Genomic DNA, 17,221 nt, shown 5'->3' on the forward strand with positions numbered 1-17,221 from the left:
TCTAGTTAGCGGGCTTAAGAATAATAGTGTTTTGGTCGTAAGGTGGATGGATCTCAGCACGTAGATTCCACTGCGAACTATCATCTTCCAGAATAAGATAGCGCTTACCTTTTAGAGTGTGTTTAAGGTTGCCAGTAAAGGAGCTTGTCCCGTCAATATGCTTAAGCAAAATGCTCTGGTCATACTGTTGATGTGTTGGATGAATAATGCTGAGATTTAAGAAAGCCGGTTTATCTGCTTGGTTTGACGTAAAGTTAAGCATTAGATCTCCCGTTAGGTTATCCAGTGCTAGTGAACCTTCAACACCAAGTTCTTTGGCCGCTTGAGATTGTGATTTATCTACAAAATGCCCACGGGCAACTTTGTACATATCATCTTTAACGATGCCGTCATGGGTGACAATTGATAGATATAGAAAAAATGTGCCATAGATAACAACGGCAATTATTGGAGTAAGAATAAACCATAGCCATGGTTGTTTGTACCAAGGGCCTGGAGGTGTATTGTTTGTTGAATTCATTGTTATAAATACCTAAAAAAAAGCTGCCAAACTTGAGATGCTAAATATCACATCTTAAGGGGCAGCTATTCTAACCTATTTATAATTAAGGTGGTGTATAAATAATCCTCCTTAATTGATTTTCATCAGTGCCTAGCGTTTTGGCGAAGGCCCAATAAAGCGGTTCTCTTCTTTAATCGAGATAGAAGGGTTATCTAAAGCTTCTACTTCGAAGAGGATGGTATTGTTTGCACTGCTTAGGTATTTGGTTTTAATGCTAATGCGTATAGGCAGATCTAGGAGCTCACCTGATTTAATTGTGACGATCTCTTTGCCTTTATAAACCATTCCATCAAGTCCAGATGCTTTAATGCTGAATTGATGATCTACCTGCTCTTTGTTGGCAATCTTCAGTGTGTAAATATTTTCAATAGAGCCGTTGGATGTTTCAATATAAAGCTGTCCACGGTCACGAAGAATATCCACCTCAAGAGGAATTCGGCTATACAGTGTGTAGCCAAAGGCTATAAACATAGCGCACATGACTGCGAAGTAACCAATAAGGCGAGGGCGCACAATGTGTGTTTCGTGACCATCAAGTTGATGCTCAGTGGTATATCTTACAAGCCCTTTTTCATACCCAACACGCTCCATCATGTCATCACAAGCATCTACGCAAGCTCCGCAGGCTACACATTCGTATTGAAGTCCATCTCTTATATCAATGCCTACAGGGCATACATGTACACATGCATTACAGTCGATACAATCGCCTAAGCCTGCGGCCTTGTAATCAGAATTCTTTTTACGTTTACCTCTGCTTTCACCGCGTTTTTCATCGTATGAAATAATTAATGTGTCCTGGTCAAACATGACTGATTGAAAACGCGCGTAAGGACACATGTAAATGCAGACTTGTTCACGTAGCCAGCCTGCATTCCCGTAAGTTGCGACAGTAATAAAGCCAATCCACCACATCTCCCACGGACCGAGTTCGAAGCTGCCGACAGCTGCAAGCAAATCCCTGATGGGTGTGAAATAACCAACAAATGCAATTGCCGATGCTGCAGAGAATACGACCCAGAGAAAATGTTTGGCACTTTTTCTTAGTATTTTTTCTTTGCTCATGCCCGCAGTTTTATCCATGCGCATGCGCTTATTGCGATCACCTTCAGTAACGCTTTCAATCCAAATGTAGATCCAGGTCCATACGAACTGAGGGCAGGCATACCCGCACCAGAGACGCCCGGCAAATACAGTAAAGAAAAAGAGTGCGAAAGCTAAAATAATGAGTAACCAAGATAGCAGCATGAAATCTTGTGGCCAAAAGGTCATGTTGAAAACATGAAACTGGCGATTAGGTAGGTCGAAAAGTACAGCCTGACGGCCATCCCAAGTAATCCAAGAGAAGCCAAAAAACATGACTAGCATGATAAAGCTGGATGCCTGGCGGAATTTTTTGAAAATCCCTGAATAGTTTTTAACGTAAATGTGTTCACGTTTAGCGTACAGGTCAAAGTTCTCCTCAGAATCTTTTTTCTTCTTTGGAGTGATGTCTTGAACTGGAATCTGACTCATATCGATACTCACATACTCACGAGTGATAGTTTGCAATCAACTTTGCTAATACTTAGAGAAAGTAGTGTATTAGCAAAGTTGAATATTATAGAGTTCTACAAAAAAAGGCGACATGATCTACATCATATCGCCTTTTATTTTCACGCGCTGTCTTTATTTATTAGACAGGCTGTATACGTAAGCTGTGATTAAGTGAATCTTATCATCGCTTAGTAGGTCTTTGTGAGCAGGCATAACACCTTGTCGACCGCTACGGATAGAGTGAGCTACCTTGTCAAAAGAGCCACCGTATAGCCATATGTCGTCAGTCAGGTTAGGTGCACCTAAGATAGGTAGACCTTTAGCGTCAGCGCCGTGACAAGCAGTACATAGTGCTTGGAACTGGCCTTTACCGCGTTCAGCGCGTTCAGCATCTGCTTCAGCACCGCTGAGTGAAAGGACATAGTTCGCTACGTCAGCAACACCTTCTTCACCTAGAACTGCACCCCATGGTGGCATACCGCCACTACGACCATTTGTGATAGAAGCTTTGATTGTTTTAGCGTCACCGCCATACAACCAATCATTATCAGTTAGGTTAGGGAAACCATATGCGCCCGTTGCAGCTGAGCCGTGGCACAGAGAGCAGTTGTTGGCGAACATGCGCTGGCCCATTTTTAGGCCACCTTCATTTTCAGGCTTTAGAAGTTCTTCAGCAGGCAGGGCAGCGTATTTAGCGAATACAGGCTTATACACTTCGTCTGCATGACGGATTTCTTCTTCCCATTGGTTATGAGATGTCCATCCAAGTACGCCTTGGAAATTACCTAAACCAGGGTAAAGAACAAGATAACCTAGGCCAAAAATAACAGTTCCAATAAACATCTGGAACCACCATTTTGGAAGTGGATTATCATACTCGGCGATGCCATCAAATTCATGGCCTAGAGTTTCTTCAGTTGTTTCCTGGTGTGGCTGGCTTTTACGTGTAGCAAGTAGTAGCCAAGTACAACCAAGGATTACAGCTAGGGTAATTACTGTTACCCATGCGCTCCAGAAAGCACTCATTTTTGTTGTCTCCCGTTATTGGAATCATCATCCAGTACTGGCTCGTCAGGTTCCTGAAGAGGCATATTGGCTGCATCGTCATATTTATCTTTATTTTTTGGGTTTAATACCCACGCAAACAAAGCTAAAAAGGTGATTAGCATTATGACTGGAATATATGGTCCATAAACTTCGTAATTCACGCGTTATTACCGCTTATTGTTGTATTCAGTGTGCAGTTTACCCAGAGACTGCAGGTAGGCAACAAGAGCATCAATCTCATATTTACCTTGTACTGCGTCCTGTGCACCAGCGATCTGTTCATCTGTGAACGGAACGCCTACGCTGCGCTGAACTTCAAGTTTTTTAGCGGTATCTTTACCTGTCAGTTTGTTCTCAAACAACCAAGGGTAAGAAGGCATTTTAGACTCTGGTACTACGTCACGTGGGTTATACAAGTGAGCGCGATGCCAATCGTCTGAATAACGGCCGCCTACACGAGCTAGGTCAGGACCTGTACGCTTAGAACCCCATAGGAATGGGTGCTCCCAAACGTGCTCGTTTGCAGTTGAGAAATGACCGTAACGTTCCGTTTCAGCACGGAAAGGACGGATCATCTGGCTGTGACATACGTTACAACCTTCACGGATGTAGATGTCACGACCTTCAAACTCAAGCGGAGTGTAGGTACGAAGACCTTCAATTGGTTTAGTCGTAGAAGACTGGAAGAACAGAGGTACGATCTCAGCTAAGCCACCGCCACTGATGACGATGATGATCAGCAAGATCATGATACCTATGTTCTTTTCAATCGTTTCATGTTTGATCATTTTTATATGCTCCCCTGACCTTAAGCTGCTTGTGCAGAAGCATCAGCTTCTGGTGCAGTGCTGTCTTTACGAACAGTCTGCCAAGTGTTGTAAGCCATTAACAACATACCCAATAGGAAGAACATGCCGCCCAACCAGCGTACGAAGTAACCAGGGTGAGATGCTTCTAGTGCTTCAACAAAGCTGTAAGTTAGCGTGCCATCTTCGTTTACTGCGCGCCACATTAGGCCCTGAAGAATACCGTTAACCCACATCGCACAGATATAAAGAACTGTACCGATGGTTGCTAACCAGAAGTGAGTGTTGATCAAGCTAACACTGTACATCTGAGCTTTACCAAATAAGCGTGGGATCATGTGGTAAACAGCACCGATAGATATCATAGCAACCCAGCCTAGTGCACCTGCGTGTACGTGGCCAATTGTCCAGTCTGTGTAGTGAGACAGAGCATTTACTGTCTTGATGGACATCATTGGGCCTTCGAACGTAGACATGCCGTAGAAAGACAGAGATACAACAAGGAAGCGAAGAACAGGGTCGGTGCGAAGTTTGTGCCATGCACCAGACAACGTCATCATACCGTTAATCATACCACCCCAAGACGGAGCAAGTAGGATTAGAGACATTACCATCGCTACAGACTGAGTCCAGTCAGGAAGCGCTGTGTAGTGAAGGTGATGACCACCCGCCCACATGTATGTCGCAATCAATGCCCAGAAGTGAACGATAGATAGACGGTAAGAGTAAATTGGACGCTCAGCCTGCTTTGGTACGAAGTAATACATCATACCTAGGAAACCAGCTGTCAAGAAGAAGCCTACAGCGTTGTGACCATACCACCACTGCACCATCGCATCGACAGTACCAGGGTAAACAGAGTATGACTTCCACATAGAAACTGGGATAGCCATGCTATTTACAATGTGCAGTACTGCAACTGTAATGATGAATGCCATGTAGAACCAGTTGCCTACATAGATGTGAGATGTTTTACGCATCTTCACTGTGCCTAGGAATACAACTAGGTAAGCCACCCATACTACTGTGATCAGTAGATCGATAGGCCATTCTAGCTCTGCGTACTCTTTTGAAGAGGTCAGACCTAAAGGCAAAGTGATTGCAGCTGCAAGAATCACAGCCTGCCAGCCCCAGAATGTGAACGCAGCTAGACCATCAGAGATCAGGCGACGTTGACTGGTACGCTGTACAACGTAGTAAGAAGTTGCAAACAGGGCGCAACCGCCGAATGCAAAAATAACTGCGTTTGTATGCAGTGGACGCAGACGACCATAGGTCAACCATGCGGTATCAAAGTTTAGTGCAGGCCAAACCAATTGTGCAGCGATTAGGACACCGACGGTCATACCGACGATTCCCCAAATTACTGTCATTATGGCGAACTGGCGCACCACTTTATAATTATAGGTGGGGTGTTCAGTTGCTGTGCTCATGTCAGGCTCTCATCAACAAGCTAGTTATAGAAATTTGAGTTTCGCAGCCAATTATCTTGGAATAAGGCCGTATTATCAATGTATTTAGGTGAATTAGTGGGGCATTTTGTCGCAGGTGCGCAATAGAGACCTAGGTATCGTATCGATACTCCCTATGGATAGTATGTGTTTTTATCTTATTGAAAAGTAAGGATATTTTTTTTGTGTCTTGAGAAATGTTCTAAATAATCTGCAGCTTTTACTGTTTTTGTGTGACCTAAGTCTAGGTTTTTCCCCTTATTACAAACCGCTTTTCGGATGTTTATTTGACATAAATCAATTGGATTTTATGGGACAATTGCTTTTTTTAAGCTCTAGAAGGTTTATTTCGTGCTAATTAATGGTGAAGCAGTCTTGGGTCGTATCATATTTGCCCATGGTGCAGGCGCAGGAATGCGCAGTGATTTTATGCAGGATATGACCATGAAAATGGTTGAAGCAGGATTTCAAGTGGTACGGTTTGAGTTTCCCTATATGCAAAAGATGTCAGCAGGGGAAAGTCGACGTCCGCCTGATCGTATGCCTAAACTCATAGAGTATTTTGATGGTCTGATCGGGACGTTTGAGGATGATGTCCCTTTGTATTTAGCAGGCAAGTCTATGGGCGGTAGGGTTGCCTCGATGTTAGCTTCTAATGCAAATATTAAAGGATGTTTTGTGTTTGGTTACCCTTTCCATCCTGCAGTTAAACCTGAAAAATTACGAACTGAGCACTTGTTGGCTGTAGACACTCCAATCCATATCTTTCAAGGTACACGTGATCGAATGGGTTCATTTCCTGAAGTATCTGCGTACAATCTCTCACCGTCAGTGTCTATACACTGGTTAGAAGATGGGGATCATGATCTTAAGCCCAGAAAAGCTTCCGGTTATACGCAAAATTCTCATCAAAATCATATTGTTAGTTTTATTAAGAACTGGGTGAATTGAGTTTTATGGATCACTTGCTTTTACAGTGTCGGTCAGGCTTTGAAAAAGAAGCGGCTGCTGAAATCACAGATCAATGTGCTTCCATTGGTGTATATGGTTATTGCACCTTAACCGCCGGGCAGGGTTACCTTCTTTTTAATGTTCAGCAGTCTGGTGACGCAGAGCGAGCAATACGTGAAATCGTTTTCAGCCACCTTATCTTTATCCGCCAATGGATGGTGTGTGGAGAGTGTCATTCGCTTGAGCGGGAGGATAGGGCTTCTCAGGTTCAGACTTTAATTGAAGACTTTCCTCAGTGTGCGGATGTATGGATAGAGTATCCCGATACGACTGATGGTCGTGAGCTAGCGACTTTTGCCAAGAAGTTCAGTTCTGCGTTAGCACAAAAGTTACGTAAATCAGGTTGTTTAAAAAAGCAGAAACCAAACAAAGCACTACGTTTAATGCTATTTACGCTGACGGGTAGTGATATATATATTGGATATGTTGCAGTGGCTAACTCGGCTCCATGGCCGTTGGGTATTCCTCGTTTGAAGTTTCCAAAGAAGGCACCTAGTCGTTCAACTTTGAAGTTGGAAGAATCCTGGCATTGGTTTATACCAAAAAATGAATGGGACGAGCGTTTGCCGCATGGCTCTACTGCAGTTGATTTAGGTGCGGCGCCCGGCGGTTGGACTTGGCAATTAGTTCAGAGAAGCATGTTTGTTACGGCTGTTGATAATGGGCCGATGCAAGATGAATTAATGGAAAGCGGGCAAGTTAAGCATGCTTTAGAAGATGCGTATAAGTTTATGCCAGAGCAGCCTGTTAATTTGATGGTTTGTGATGTTGTGGATAAACCGATAAAAACGGCAGAAATGGCCGCAGATTGGGTGATACAGGGCTGGTGTAACGAAGCTATTTTTAACCTTAAATTGCCAATGAAGCAGCGTTACACTGAAGTTGTCAGCTGTTTTAACCGTATTGCTGAGAAATTTATGGAAGCAGGGCTTGCCTATGAATTAAGTGCAAAACATCTCTACCATGACCGTGAAGAAATTACCTGTCTGCTTCGGATTATCTAAAGAAAAGGATAATCCGAAGGAGTGGCCTTTAATTGCTTGAGCGCTTAGTGCTCGTAAACAGTTACTTTTTCTTCACTTTCAAGCATCGGAATGATAGCCGACATTATTTCTAGTCGTTCTGGTGAGCTGGCCCAGCGCTGCCAATCTTGTAGTGTTCTGTACGTTGCAATGACTAGGCGGTGGTTAGGATCTTTCGCGTCTTTTAAAGCTTCAGCTGAAATAAATCCGTGTGCTTGCATTGCTAGCTGCATCGTTTCGCTTGCTGCTTTATCGTAATGCATCCCTAACTCATCAGCGATATGGCGTTCAATCATAACTTTAATCATGGCAATTTCCCCATCTGAATTGACATTTATATTCTATAGAATGGTTTATTTATATATTAAAAGCGACTTAAGTTGATTAAATCGAGTGAAATCGCTTTTTCTGTCATGGGTAATTTGAGACAATACGCGACTTTGTTCAAGAGCCAAAAGTGCGTAAGAGACAAAAAAGATGACCGATATCAAAGCTGACCATATTCTAGATGCTCAGGGACTTCATTGTCCTGAGCCGGTTATGATGTTACATAATCGAGTAAGGGATATGCACGCAGGGGAAATCTTACATATTTTGGCTACCGATCCTTCTACTCAACGAGATATCCCAAAGTTTTGTGCTTTTTTGGGGCATGAGTTAGTAGAGCAATATGAAGAGAATGAGCTTTTTGGATATTACATCCGTAAAGGTGAATAATTTTAGTGTGGCTGATGATATTAATCAGATCTCTATTCAAACCAAGCAATTAATTGATCAACTGGAACAGTTGCTTGAATCTGCTGAAAGCGAGCAGAAAAAGATAACCAGTAATATGTTCCAGTCCGAGGCTAACCAGGTGAATGACGTAGTTAACAAAGCGCCAAAGGCGAAATCCAAAAACCGTGCTGCTAATATGGCTGCCTTGCAGCAGTTGATGGAAGCGTACCCAAAAACCTTTGACCGTAAGAATGTCAGACCTCTTAAAATTGGTATTCAGGAAGACTTGATTGCTGATGAGAAGGTTGCAAAGAATAAGATCAAGAGAGCTTTGGCTAGTTATGTACGCTCGCTAAATTATTTTCGTTCTTTACGCGAAGGCGTTGAACGCATTGATATTGCTGGTGAAGCGAGTGGTACGGTGACTAAGGAAGAGTCTGATCACGCGAAGCAAAAGCTCAAAGAGATTAATAAGGCGCGTCAAGAGAAGCGTCAAGAGGAAGAACGCGAAGAGCGTATGAGCAAGAAGCTTGAGATGTTGGTGGGTAGAAAATAAACCCTGCTGATTTTAAAAAAAACGACGGCTTTTGCCGTCGTTTTTTTTGGTTTAATTCGTACTAATGTATGAGTTTGTATTTTTACTTAAAAATATTTTTAGTTAGTCAAGGGCCTTAGGGGAGCCATGTAAATAACCTTGGCTGCCGTCAATCTCTAAAGTGCCTAAGAGCTGTAGTTGGGTCTCTCTTTCAACATGCTCTGCATAGGCTTTGATTCCTAGGCTGTGGGCAACTCCAATTAAGCTGCTAACAAAAAACTTATCTTCATCATTTTGGTCAATTTCCCGAATAAGGGAGCCATCAATCTTTATATAATCCGGTTGAACAGAGTAAAGGTAGGAAAACCCACTAGGATGAACACCGAAGTGGTCTACACCAAAACCAATACCAAGCTCTTGTAATGTTTTTCTGAATTCAGCGATTCGACTTATATTGTTGAGTACACTTGTCTCATCTAGTTCAAACATCACCTTGCCTGTTAAACGCTTGCCCTTTAGTTGCGAAGTAATCCAATGGAGGAAGGATTCGCTATTAATGGTTTCGTGACTGAGGTTTATTGTTAGAGGGCAGGTCGCCGCTTCCGCTTTCTCTAAGGCGAGCTCGATGACGGCTTTATCCATCTCAGACATTAGGCCAAGTTCTTTGACTAGATTAATAAATTCGCCTGCTGATGCCGCTTTCTTATCACGATCTAGAATGCGGGCGAAGATTTCATCTTGAATAGGCATAGAACTTGGGCTCTTACTAAATACGCTCTGTACTTGTAAGAATATTTTGCGCTGATTTATTGCGTTAGCAACATGCTGTTTCCAGTCTGATTGTTCCGGTGCAATAGGGTTATTGTCGGTGCTGCAGTATTGTTTCCATACTGTTTTTTCATTTGCCGCATTATCACTAGCAATTCTGGCTTCGGATAAAAGCTGATTACTATTGCTTATATCGCTGCATTCACAACTACCCACGCTAATAATTGGCTGAGTTACTTCTGTGTTTGTAAACTGTTCAAGCAATTTTCTGCTTTCTGAGTCGATGTTTTCTAAGCAGATTTTTAGTTGATCAAGGTTTGTATTGTTGATGAGTAAAACAAAATCAGCCCCGGTTATTCTGCCTAGAACGCTTTGATCAGATCTGCTTGATACATCTTCAAGAAGCGTGGCTAAATGCTTCAGCAGGTTGTTGGTTTTATCCATACCGATTTCTTGGTTAATGGCTTGTAGGTTAATTAAGTGGATATTTAGTAGCGTTCCACGGCCAAAATCTTTTCGGTAATCAAGTCGTTCCGCTAGTTGAGCTTCTGTAGCCCTTTGATTGGAGAGGCCGGTTAAGCTGTCTTGATAAGCATTTCTACGCAGTTCTTCAATATTGCGTGTCTGTTCTTCGAACATCCCTTTTACTTGGCGAACCATTTTATTCATGGCTTCAACTACACGCTTTAATTCACGCGTGCCTGGGAGTTTTTCCTGCTCGATGTAGTGTTTTTCAGAGAGTGCAATGGCCTGTTTTTCAACTCGGTTTAATGGGCTGAGTAGATATCTGATTAGAGAGCTGATAGCGAGCAAGCAAACAATAGAGAGAGAGACGAATAGGATGATACTATCTTGTGCACCTTTCCAGAGTTTGTCATAGGCATATCCCGCACTACTTTGAACGTAGATTTTACCAACTTGTCGCCACTGGTAAGTCACTTCTCTGTTCATTGAGGGTGGGGTAATGACAACCATATTTTGAAACCATGATGGGACATTATCATTGCTATTGGTGGGTGCCTTTTTTTCAAAAAGAATGCCCTGATCCGCGTTGGTTACGATTATTCGGTGGTAAAAGCCGCTATCAAAAATAGCGTTAACCGCGGTTTCTACAGTGGCGCTATCGTTCTCGGCCATGTAAGGGCCTAGATATAGACCTAGATGAGTGGCTGAGTCTTGGGCATGCGATTCCAGTTGGTCTTGAAGCATCGAGCGCGAACTTTCAGACATAATGTAAAGTGTGCCAGAAACTAGGCCTATTAAGACTGCAAAAATTGCTGCTATGAGTTGGTTAACCAGTGACATACTCTAAATCCTCGTCATAAACCTAGCGCAGGTTAATGTCCTTATTTTCAATTCTTGATTGCAATTTGACCCAAGGCTTTAACCGGTCAGATGTGCCAACTAGGGTTGTTCTTCGGCCCATTTTTGATAGCCATAGTTTATCACCATTAAAGCTATATACATGCAATAGATCAGGCCGTTTTGATGCAGGTAATATGGTGCCATTTATATTATCAAGTATCAGTGGGGTAGTTTTGGGAGACGGATAATAGGTCAGTACCATATGTGCTTGGTTGTATTCTAATGCTTTTACATAAGCAAGGCTCATTTTATCATCTGCAACGCCCAGCTCGCGCAACGTATAGTATTTAGCGATACTGAAGTCTTCACAATCGCCGCCATTGGTAATTAAAAATTCTACAGGTGTTGCCCAGTAGTCTTTTTTCTTCCAGTGTTTAATATCATCGATAAAGCGAACTTGGTTGAAAAAATCATTGACGCGTTCAAGCTTATCTTCTTCGCTATCATTTGAAAGTTCATCAAGTAAATTTTGCCATCTTTCTATGCGCCGCTTGGCATGAGGACCATACTTTTTTCCAAGCTTTTCTATATCGGCTTTACTGAGGCGTATATTTTCCGCATCAACTTGAATAAATACGAGGCTGGCGATAGCAAACAGAAACGCCAGAAAAGATGCGGGGCATCTACTGTTTAGACTGCGTTTTTCTATTTTATGAGCGGAATTCAAGAGTTAGCCTGTCGCCTATTTAATTTTAATTCTACCCTGAGGGCATCATGCCACATTGCTTAAGTAATTTCTGCCAAGCTTGCGTGTGCTTGTTTCGTGCTTTTATATAACGTCCCCACACGCTTGTTTCATTCGTTTTGGACAATACCATACGTTGATAAGTTTCTAGTTCTATCGGCAGGGTTAATTCATATTCTTTAAAAGAATTAATTAAATGATTGCTGGCTTGTAGCCATTCATCTCCACTTTTGTGCACGCTTGCAAGGTAGGGCTGTACTTCTCCGATGTAGAATTTATAAAAAATATTTTTCATTATTTTAGCTTTATTTGAAACGTTGTTGTTAGTACAAAGTTTCTGTTTTTGCATGCCTTGTTCTAGCGTATCTGATGCTTGATCAAGATGTATAGTCATTAATTGAATAGAACTTAGAACTTTTGAGCCGGATTGATTAATGAATAGAACTTCATTAAACGACTCTATTTGTGATAATTCAGGTGGTAGGGGCCAATCCTTTTTGACTAATGGGGTCCGGACAATAGCGGTTAGTTTTTGAATGGCAGCGATACTTGCCATTACTTCCGCGTCATTTTGAAGGGAAAGGGGGTCTTTATTTCTTGAGAAGTTCACCTCAATCTCTTTGGAGGTGAAAATACCGTTCCAAAGCTCGGCAGGTAAATTTCTTTGTTTGATCTGAAGGATTTCGTTAACTAGCTGTTGGTGTTTGCGGTTTTCTTCAGTGGCAGTGGAAAGCTTCTCGCTACAGGTTTTTAGAGTATGTATAAAACGGAGTTCATAGCTCATTTTTTGTGAGGGCAGGTATACCTTTCCTAAAGAACTATTTCGTTCAGCAATAAGAGGTAATAATCTACACTCTTTAAGTTTTAGCAGATCGAATAGGCCTTCCCTTATTTCAACTGTAGGCATTTTTAGTTGTCGCCTTAAAGGGAAAAGTGGTCGTATGGGGATCTGATAATTATCCCGCTGCTCTATCTCTAGTACATTACTTATTCGGTATTGATAGTTTTCCAGTATATCTTCAGGTGTCGATCTCTCGCATCCTTGTAATAGAAGGCTGATGAGTAATAAACAGAAAAATTTAGCGTTAGCATGATTAAATGACATTTAGTTGTTGCTTACTTTTCCAATGCAGGCGAGACAGTAACAGTATAGCGCTAATGGTGAGTCCTATTAACAGGCCAATCCAAAAGCCAGTAGGTCCCATCGGTGTGAGTATTATGTCGGTCTTTCCCAGTATGAAACCCGTAGGAAGGCCTATTATCCAATAGGCTATGAATACGATAAGGAGAGGGACTTGGGTGTCTTTGTAGCCACGTAGTGCACCTGCGCAGGTTATTTGAATTGCATCTGAAAACTGAAATAGGGCGGCAATGACTAACAGTGTTGTCGCAATGCTGATGATCTGTAAATCTGTTGTGTACAATCCCGCGATTTCATCAGAGAGTAATGCCATAAGTCCAGAGCTAAAGAACGCAATAATAATGGTAACAACTAATCCTGCTTTTGCACTATGTCGAGCCCCAGCATAGTTTTTACTGCCGAGCAGTTGACCAATTCTAATTGTGACAGCCAGTGAAATGCTTAAGGGAATCATAAAGACAAGACCTGTGAAACTCAGCGTTATCTGGTGAGATGCAATAATGGTTTCGCCTAAATCAGCAAGCAGCAGGGCAATGACAGAAAACATACTGACCTCAATTAACAGGGCAACGCCTATAGGCAAACCAAGGGCTAAATAGTCTTTGATCGCTTTAAATTGAGGGGGTTTCCATTGCTTAAAAGGTGCGAGGGGTTTAAACGTTGGTGATTTTAAAATATAGAGGATAGATGCAATCAGCATGATCCACATTACAATGCTAGTGGCCCATCCACAGCCTACTCCTCCGAGAGCGGGTAAACCTAGTTTTCCATAGATCAGTATATAGTTAAGGGGGATATTACAGGCTATGCCTAAGAGCGCTATTTTCATCCCAGGCAAGGTTTTCCCAAAGCCCTCTATATAGCTTCTAATTAGCTGGTATATAAGGATGGCGGGTATGCCCCATGATATTGCTGATAGGTAGTCTAATGTCAGCGTGGCGAGCTTCGTTTCTACATTCATGAGCACTAATATGGGTTCGCAGTGATGAATGGCGAGCATGGAAAGTATACATAGGCAGATAACTATAACGCCGCCTTGATGAAGAGTTTCACAACTTTTATAGGATTTACCTTCCCCTACTTGATGAGCAACGATAGGGGTGGTTGCCATTAAGATACCTTGGCATGCTAAAAAAAGTGGGAGCCAGATGCTTGAGCCTAGAGATACAGCTGCAAGATCAGTTGAATTGAAGCGGCCAGCCATGAGTGTGTCTACAAAGCCCATTGACGTTTGAGCAATTTGAGCGATCGCAATAGGAAAACCTAAAGCGAGGATTAGCTTTATTTCGGCTAGGTATTTCAGGAGGGGAGCTCCAATTCAATGATAACTGTTTGTGAGTGTCGTTAAGTTTAGCTTTTGTTTATAACGGTAAGGTTGATTCTTCAAGTAGTGTTAGGATCTGTAGAGCCTCGTCTCTTGACTGACCACAAAATTCAATTTCTGCTGCAAAATTTTTACATGCCTTTGGTCTGTTTGGTTGATTGAAGATAGTACATCGATAATCATCAGCTAAATATTGGCATCGTGAGTTGGCTGCTTTATCTAAACTGCTAATGCTAGGTGCGATACAGCATGCACCACAATGCGCTCTACAGTCCATAATGAGATTACTCAAATGCTGATGTAGAGTTATTGTACTTGGTAATGAAAAAAAAGGCTGATCATTTGATCAGCCTTTTTTATGATGTTGTTAATACGTATGTGATTACATACGTCAGAGCTTGTGCTTATTGCGGGTCTAGTTGCAGAGTCGACAACGTTTGTTGGCGAATAGAGCGCAGTAGCTCAACATCCTGAGTAAGGTCTTGTCCGTAGGATGGAATCATGGTTTTGATTTTATCCTGCCAAGCCTCGGTTGCTAGTTCATCGGCAAAGCAGCGTTCCACAATGGATAGCATTGCGCTTACTGCGGTTGAAGCACCAGGCGATGCACCGAGTAATGCTGCTAAACTACCGTCTGCAGAAGTGATAACTTCTGTACCAAATTCAAGCTTACCTTTACCGTTAGCATCTTTCTTGATGATCTGAACGCGTTGGCCTGCATGGGAAATCTCCCAGTCATGCTCTTTTGCTTCAGGGATGAAGTTGCTGAGAGACATGACGCGCGAGCCATGTGTTTGCATAACTTCACTGATGAGATAGCGAGTTAAATCCATGCTAGTCGCACCAACATATAGCATCGGTTTAAGGTTGTTCAGTTTTAGACTACCGAACATATCTAGCATCGAGCCTTTTTTCAAAAACTTTGTAGTGAAACCAGCAAAGGGTCCAAAAAGTAGTGCTTTCTTACCATCAATTACACGGGTGTCTAGGTGTGGAACTGACATCGGTGGAGCACCAATAGGTGCCGCGCCGTAAACTTTAGCTTCGTGCTGTTCTACAATTTCTTGGTTATTACAAACCAGCCATTGACCGCTTACAGGGAAGCCACCGTAGCCATCACCTTCTGCAATTCCTGATTTCTGTAGTAGTGGAAGAGCTCCACCACCAGCACCTAAGAAAACAAAGCGGCTGTTGATAACTTCAGTTTGTTTGCTTTCTTTGTTTTTAAGTGTGACCGACCAGCTTTTATCTTTGTTCTGATAAAAGTCGACTACGTCATGGTTAAGTAGAAGATCGAAATCATTTTGATCTTGTAGGTTCTTAACCATACTACGCGCTAGAGAACCAAAATTTACGTCAGAACCGTAGCGAACACGTGTAGCCGCAATTTTTTCACCGTCTTTGCGGTTTTCCATCACCAGCGGCATCCATTGGCGAAGCACGTCAGGGTCTTCGCTGTATTCCATAATATCAAACTGATGATGTGAACTGAGTGCTTCATAGCGCTTACGCAGGAACTCTACATTTTTATCACCCCAGACAAAGCTCTGATGAGGCACTGGGTTTATAAAATTAGAAGGTTCTGGTAGAGCATTTTGTTGTACTAGGTAGGACCAAAACTGCAAGCTTACTTCGAAAGAAGCGTTGATTGCATAGGCTTTATCGCAGTTTATGCTGCCATCAGCCATTTCTGGCGTATAGTTTAATTCACAATAAGCGGCATGTCCTGTTCCCGCGTTGTTCATGCAATCGGTGCTTTCCATTGCAACCTGGTCTAGTCGCTCAGCCATGCATATCTTTAGGGATGGATCCAGCTGCTTGAGTAAGACACCAAGCGTCGAACTCATAGCTCCCGCGCCGACTAGCAATACGTCTACTGATTTTGTGGTCATAGGAACTTTGCCATTTTAATAATAATAATGGTTTGTGAAGTAGCAAAGGTAATGGGGCTTGTGGCCTCAACGGAACTAACTGTTTTATTAGATCAACAATTTTTTGCCGTTATTACCTCAGACTTCAGTAGCCTGCATAATCAGGAAATATAAAAAACAAAATTCCTGTTGCAGTGCAGTTGGCGCGAATTATACGGATTTTGCGCTTAAAGTCTTGGGGGATTGGGCTAAAGATGTTAGCAATTTGGATAATGCTAATCCTAAAGTATTAGGTCTTTTGGTGTGTATTGTGTTTGTCTAGGGGTCTTATATCAAATCTTGTATATTTACATTTTTTTAATTTATAGATAAGCCCCTTTATACCTGACTTTTATAGGGTTTATGGATGTTTACATATTTTGTGGTCTAGACTAGGCTGCACAGCCTAATTTTTGTTACTGGAGTCTTTAAATGGAAGATATTATTGAATTGTTGCAGGAGCGTAATATAGAAGTACCTGTTCCATTAGAGCTTCCAGATGAAGATGACTTAGTAGAAATTGAAGAGGCTATTCTTATCTCGTTGCCGAATGAATATAAGCTATTTCTGCTTGAAGTAAGTGATATTGTCTGCGGATCAATTGAGCCTGCGACGTGTGCTGATTCTCAATCCCATACTTTCCTTCCTGATATGGCTGCACGTGCATGGGATGTTGGGATGCCGCGTGAATATATTCCAATATGTGAGCATGCTAACGGTTTTTACTGTATATCCGAAGTAGGGCAAATTTTATTGTGGCAGTATGGTTGTGATATCGAAGAGTCTGAAGAAGAGTGGCCGTCAATTTGGAATTGGGCTAAAGATGTTTGGTTGGAGAGCTAGCCATGAATAGCAAAATTTTTAAACAGGTTGAAAGCTTCGCTAAAAATATGATGGATGCGGCTGGTAGAGATGACGAAAAATCTTTTTATGATTTCTATAATCAGCTCAAATGCCTCTGTGATGAGAATAATGGTAAAAAGAATGATCATCCTGTTTTATGGGAGACTTTGGCTGATTTTACTGATGACTGTGAAGAGTCCATTCTTTTTTATAAGCAGGCCTATCAAATTGCGGATAAGCTAAAAGAGAATGAATATAAAGCATCGATTCAATTTTCCTTAGCACAGCGATATATGGAGTTAAGTCAATCTCTTGAGGCTAAAGGCAGTTTGCTGAAAGCAGAGAAATTTGCTTCGTATACTGAAGATGAAGAGTTGAAAAGAGAGATTGCTGAGATGCTCAAAAAATTAGATTAGTTGAAGCTATTTTTTTAAAAAAAAAGGAGCCTGTTGGCCACTGCTGTCCCATAGTTAAGGGTGGTAAATGAAAAAGCCTGAG

General features: G+C 42.1%; 18 protein-coding genes. 6 read left to right on the top strand and 12 right to left on the bottom strand.

Annotated features, from left to right (window positions below; genetic code table 11):
* Position 1 precedes the first annotated feature (1 nt).
* The 6 genes from B4K11_RS01130 to ccoN all read right to left on the bottom strand — a co-directional run bounded on the left by B4K11_RS01130 (position 2) and on the right by ccoN (position 5,384).
* The gene (locus B4K11_RS01130; RefSeq protein ID WP_292949776.1) at positions 2-520 is read right to left on the bottom strand and encodes a FixH family protein; all 519 of its coding nucleotides are present in this window, start codon (positions 518-520) and stop codon (positions 2-4) included.
* Between the two features lie 132 nt (positions 521-652).
* The gene (gene ccoG / locus B4K11_RS01135; protein ID WP_292949805.1) at positions 653-2,077 is read right to left on the bottom strand and encodes a cytochrome c oxidase accessory protein CcoG; all 1,425 of its coding nucleotides are present in this window, start codon (positions 2,075-2,077) and stop codon (positions 653-655) included.
* A 153-nt stretch (positions 2,078-2,230) separates the two neighbouring features.
* Positions 2,231-3,124, bottom strand: a complete 894-nt coding sequence (gene ccoP, locus B4K11_RS01140; RefSeq protein WP_292949778.1) for a cytochrome-c oxidase, cbb3-type subunit III — start codon at positions 3,122-3,124, stop codon at positions 2,231-2,233.
* Positions 3,121-3,306 carry a cbb3-type cytochrome oxidase subunit 3 gene (locus tag B4K11_RS01145; RefSeq protein ID WP_292949780.1) on the bottom strand — a complete coding sequence of 62 codons (186 nt, stop codon included), beginning with the start codon at positions 3,304-3,306 and terminating at the stop codon, positions 3,121-3,123. The genes ccoP and B4K11_RS01145 overlap by 4 nt, the downstream gene beginning before the upstream one ends.
* Before the next feature lie 6 nt (positions 3,307-3,312).
* A complete protein-coding gene (gene ccoO, locus B4K11_RS01150; RefSeq protein WP_292949806.1) occupies positions 3,313-3,930 on the bottom strand; it encodes a cytochrome-c oxidase, cbb3-type subunit II in 618 nt (205 codons plus the stop codon).
* 23 nt (positions 3,931-3,953) lie between these two features.
* The gene (ccoN, locus tag B4K11_RS01155) at positions 3,954-5,384 is read right to left on the bottom strand and encodes a cytochrome-c oxidase, cbb3-type subunit I (RefSeq protein WP_292949782.1); all 1,431 of its coding nucleotides are present in this window, start codon (positions 5,382-5,384) and stop codon (positions 3,954-3,956) included.
* Positions 5,385-5,753: 369 nt separating this feature from the next.
* On the opposite strand from ccoN, the gene B4K11_RS01160 reads away from it, so the two are divergent.
* The gene (locus tag B4K11_RS01160) at positions 5,754-6,353 is read left to right on the top strand and encodes an alpha/beta family hydrolase (protein ID WP_292949783.1); all 600 of its coding nucleotides are present in this window, start codon (positions 5,754-5,756) and stop codon (positions 6,351-6,353) included.
* Between the two features lie 5 nt (positions 6,354-6,358).
* On the top strand, positions 6,359-7,417 hold the full coding sequence (gene rlmM, locus B4K11_RS01165) for a 23S rRNA (cytidine(2498)-2'-O)-methyltransferase RlmM (protein ID WP_292949785.1): 1,059 nt from the start codon (positions 6,359-6,361) through the stop codon (positions 7,415-7,417).
* Positions 7,418-7,461: 44 nt separating this feature from the next.
* Here the strand turns inward: rlmM and B4K11_RS01170 are convergent, their stop codons facing one another.
* On the bottom strand, positions 7,462-7,743 hold the full coding sequence (locus B4K11_RS01170) for an antibiotic biosynthesis monooxygenase family protein (protein ID WP_292949787.1): 282 nt from the start codon (positions 7,741-7,743) through the stop codon (positions 7,462-7,464).
* Between the two features lie 169 nt (positions 7,744-7,912).
* Between B4K11_RS01170 and tusA the strand changes: the two genes are divergently transcribed.
* Positions 7,913-8,152 (top strand): sulfurtransferase TusA, encoded by a 240-nt coding sequence (gene tusA, locus B4K11_RS01175; RefSeq protein WP_292949789.1) that lies wholly within the window; start codon positions 7,913-7,915, stop codon positions 8,150-8,152.
* A 7-nt stretch (positions 8,153-8,159) separates the two neighbouring features.
* Positions 8,160-8,708 carry a ProQ/FinO family protein gene (locus B4K11_RS01180; protein WP_292949790.1) on the top strand — a complete coding sequence of 183 codons (549 nt, stop codon included), beginning with the start codon at positions 8,160-8,162 and terminating at the stop codon, positions 8,706-8,708.
* A 102-nt stretch (positions 8,709-8,810) separates the two neighbouring features.
* Here B4K11_RS01180 and B4K11_RS01185 read toward each other — a convergent pair whose 3' ends face one another.
* The 5 genes from B4K11_RS01185 to mqo form a co-directional block, all read right to left on the bottom strand.
* Entirely contained in the window at positions 8,811-10,760 is a 1,950-nt protein-coding gene (locus B4K11_RS01185; RefSeq protein ID WP_292949791.1) for a bifunctional diguanylate cyclase/phosphodiesterase, read from the bottom strand.
* A 22-nt stretch (positions 10,761-10,782) separates the two neighbouring features.
* Positions 10,783-11,487, bottom strand: coding sequence for a transglutaminase-like cysteine peptidase (locus B4K11_RS01190; RefSeq protein ID WP_348703009.1), 705 nt, complete (start codon positions 11,485-11,487; stop codon positions 10,783-10,785).
* Positions 11,488-11,518: 31 nt separating this feature from the next.
* Entirely contained in the window at positions 11,519-12,610 is a 1,092-nt protein-coding gene (locus B4K11_RS01195; RefSeq protein WP_292959190.1) for a DUF3080 family protein, read from the bottom strand.
* Positions 12,600-13,964: an MATE family efflux transporter gene (locus tag B4K11_RS01200; RefSeq protein WP_348703013.1), complete on the bottom strand. Its 1,365-nt coding sequence runs from the start codon at positions 13,962-13,964 to the stop codon at positions 12,600-12,602. Before B4K11_RS01200 ends, B4K11_RS01195 begins: the two co-directional genes overlap by 11 nt.
* Before the next feature lie 410 nt (positions 13,965-14,374).
* Complete coding sequence (gene mqo, locus B4K11_RS01210; protein ID WP_292949797.1) at positions 14,375-15,862, bottom strand: malate dehydrogenase (quinone); 1,488 nt, start codon at positions 15,860-15,862, stop codon at positions 14,375-14,377.
* 450 nt (positions 15,863-16,312) lie between these two features.
* On the opposite strand from mqo, the gene B4K11_RS01215 reads away from it, so the two are divergent.
* Both B4K11_RS01215 and B4K11_RS01220 read left to right on the top strand, forming a co-directional pair.
* Positions 16,313-16,723 carry an SMI1/KNR4 family protein gene (locus B4K11_RS01215; protein ID WP_292949799.1) on the top strand — a complete coding sequence of 137 codons (411 nt, stop codon included), beginning with the start codon at positions 16,313-16,315 and terminating at the stop codon, positions 16,721-16,723.
* Between the two features lie 2 nt (positions 16,724-16,725).
* The gene (locus B4K11_RS01220; protein WP_292949801.1) at positions 16,726-17,139 is read left to right on the top strand and encodes a tetratricopeptide repeat protein; all 414 of its coding nucleotides are present in this window, start codon (positions 16,726-16,728) and stop codon (positions 17,137-17,139) included.
* The last annotated feature ends 82 nt before the right edge of the window (positions 17,140-17,221 follow it).

Origin of the sequence: Neptuniibacter sp. UBA6509 (assembly GCA_002435145.1) — a bacterium.
In the GTDB taxonomy this organism is placed as follows: Bacteria; Pseudomonadota; Gammaproteobacteria; order Pseudomonadales; family Balneatricaceae; genus Neptuniibacter.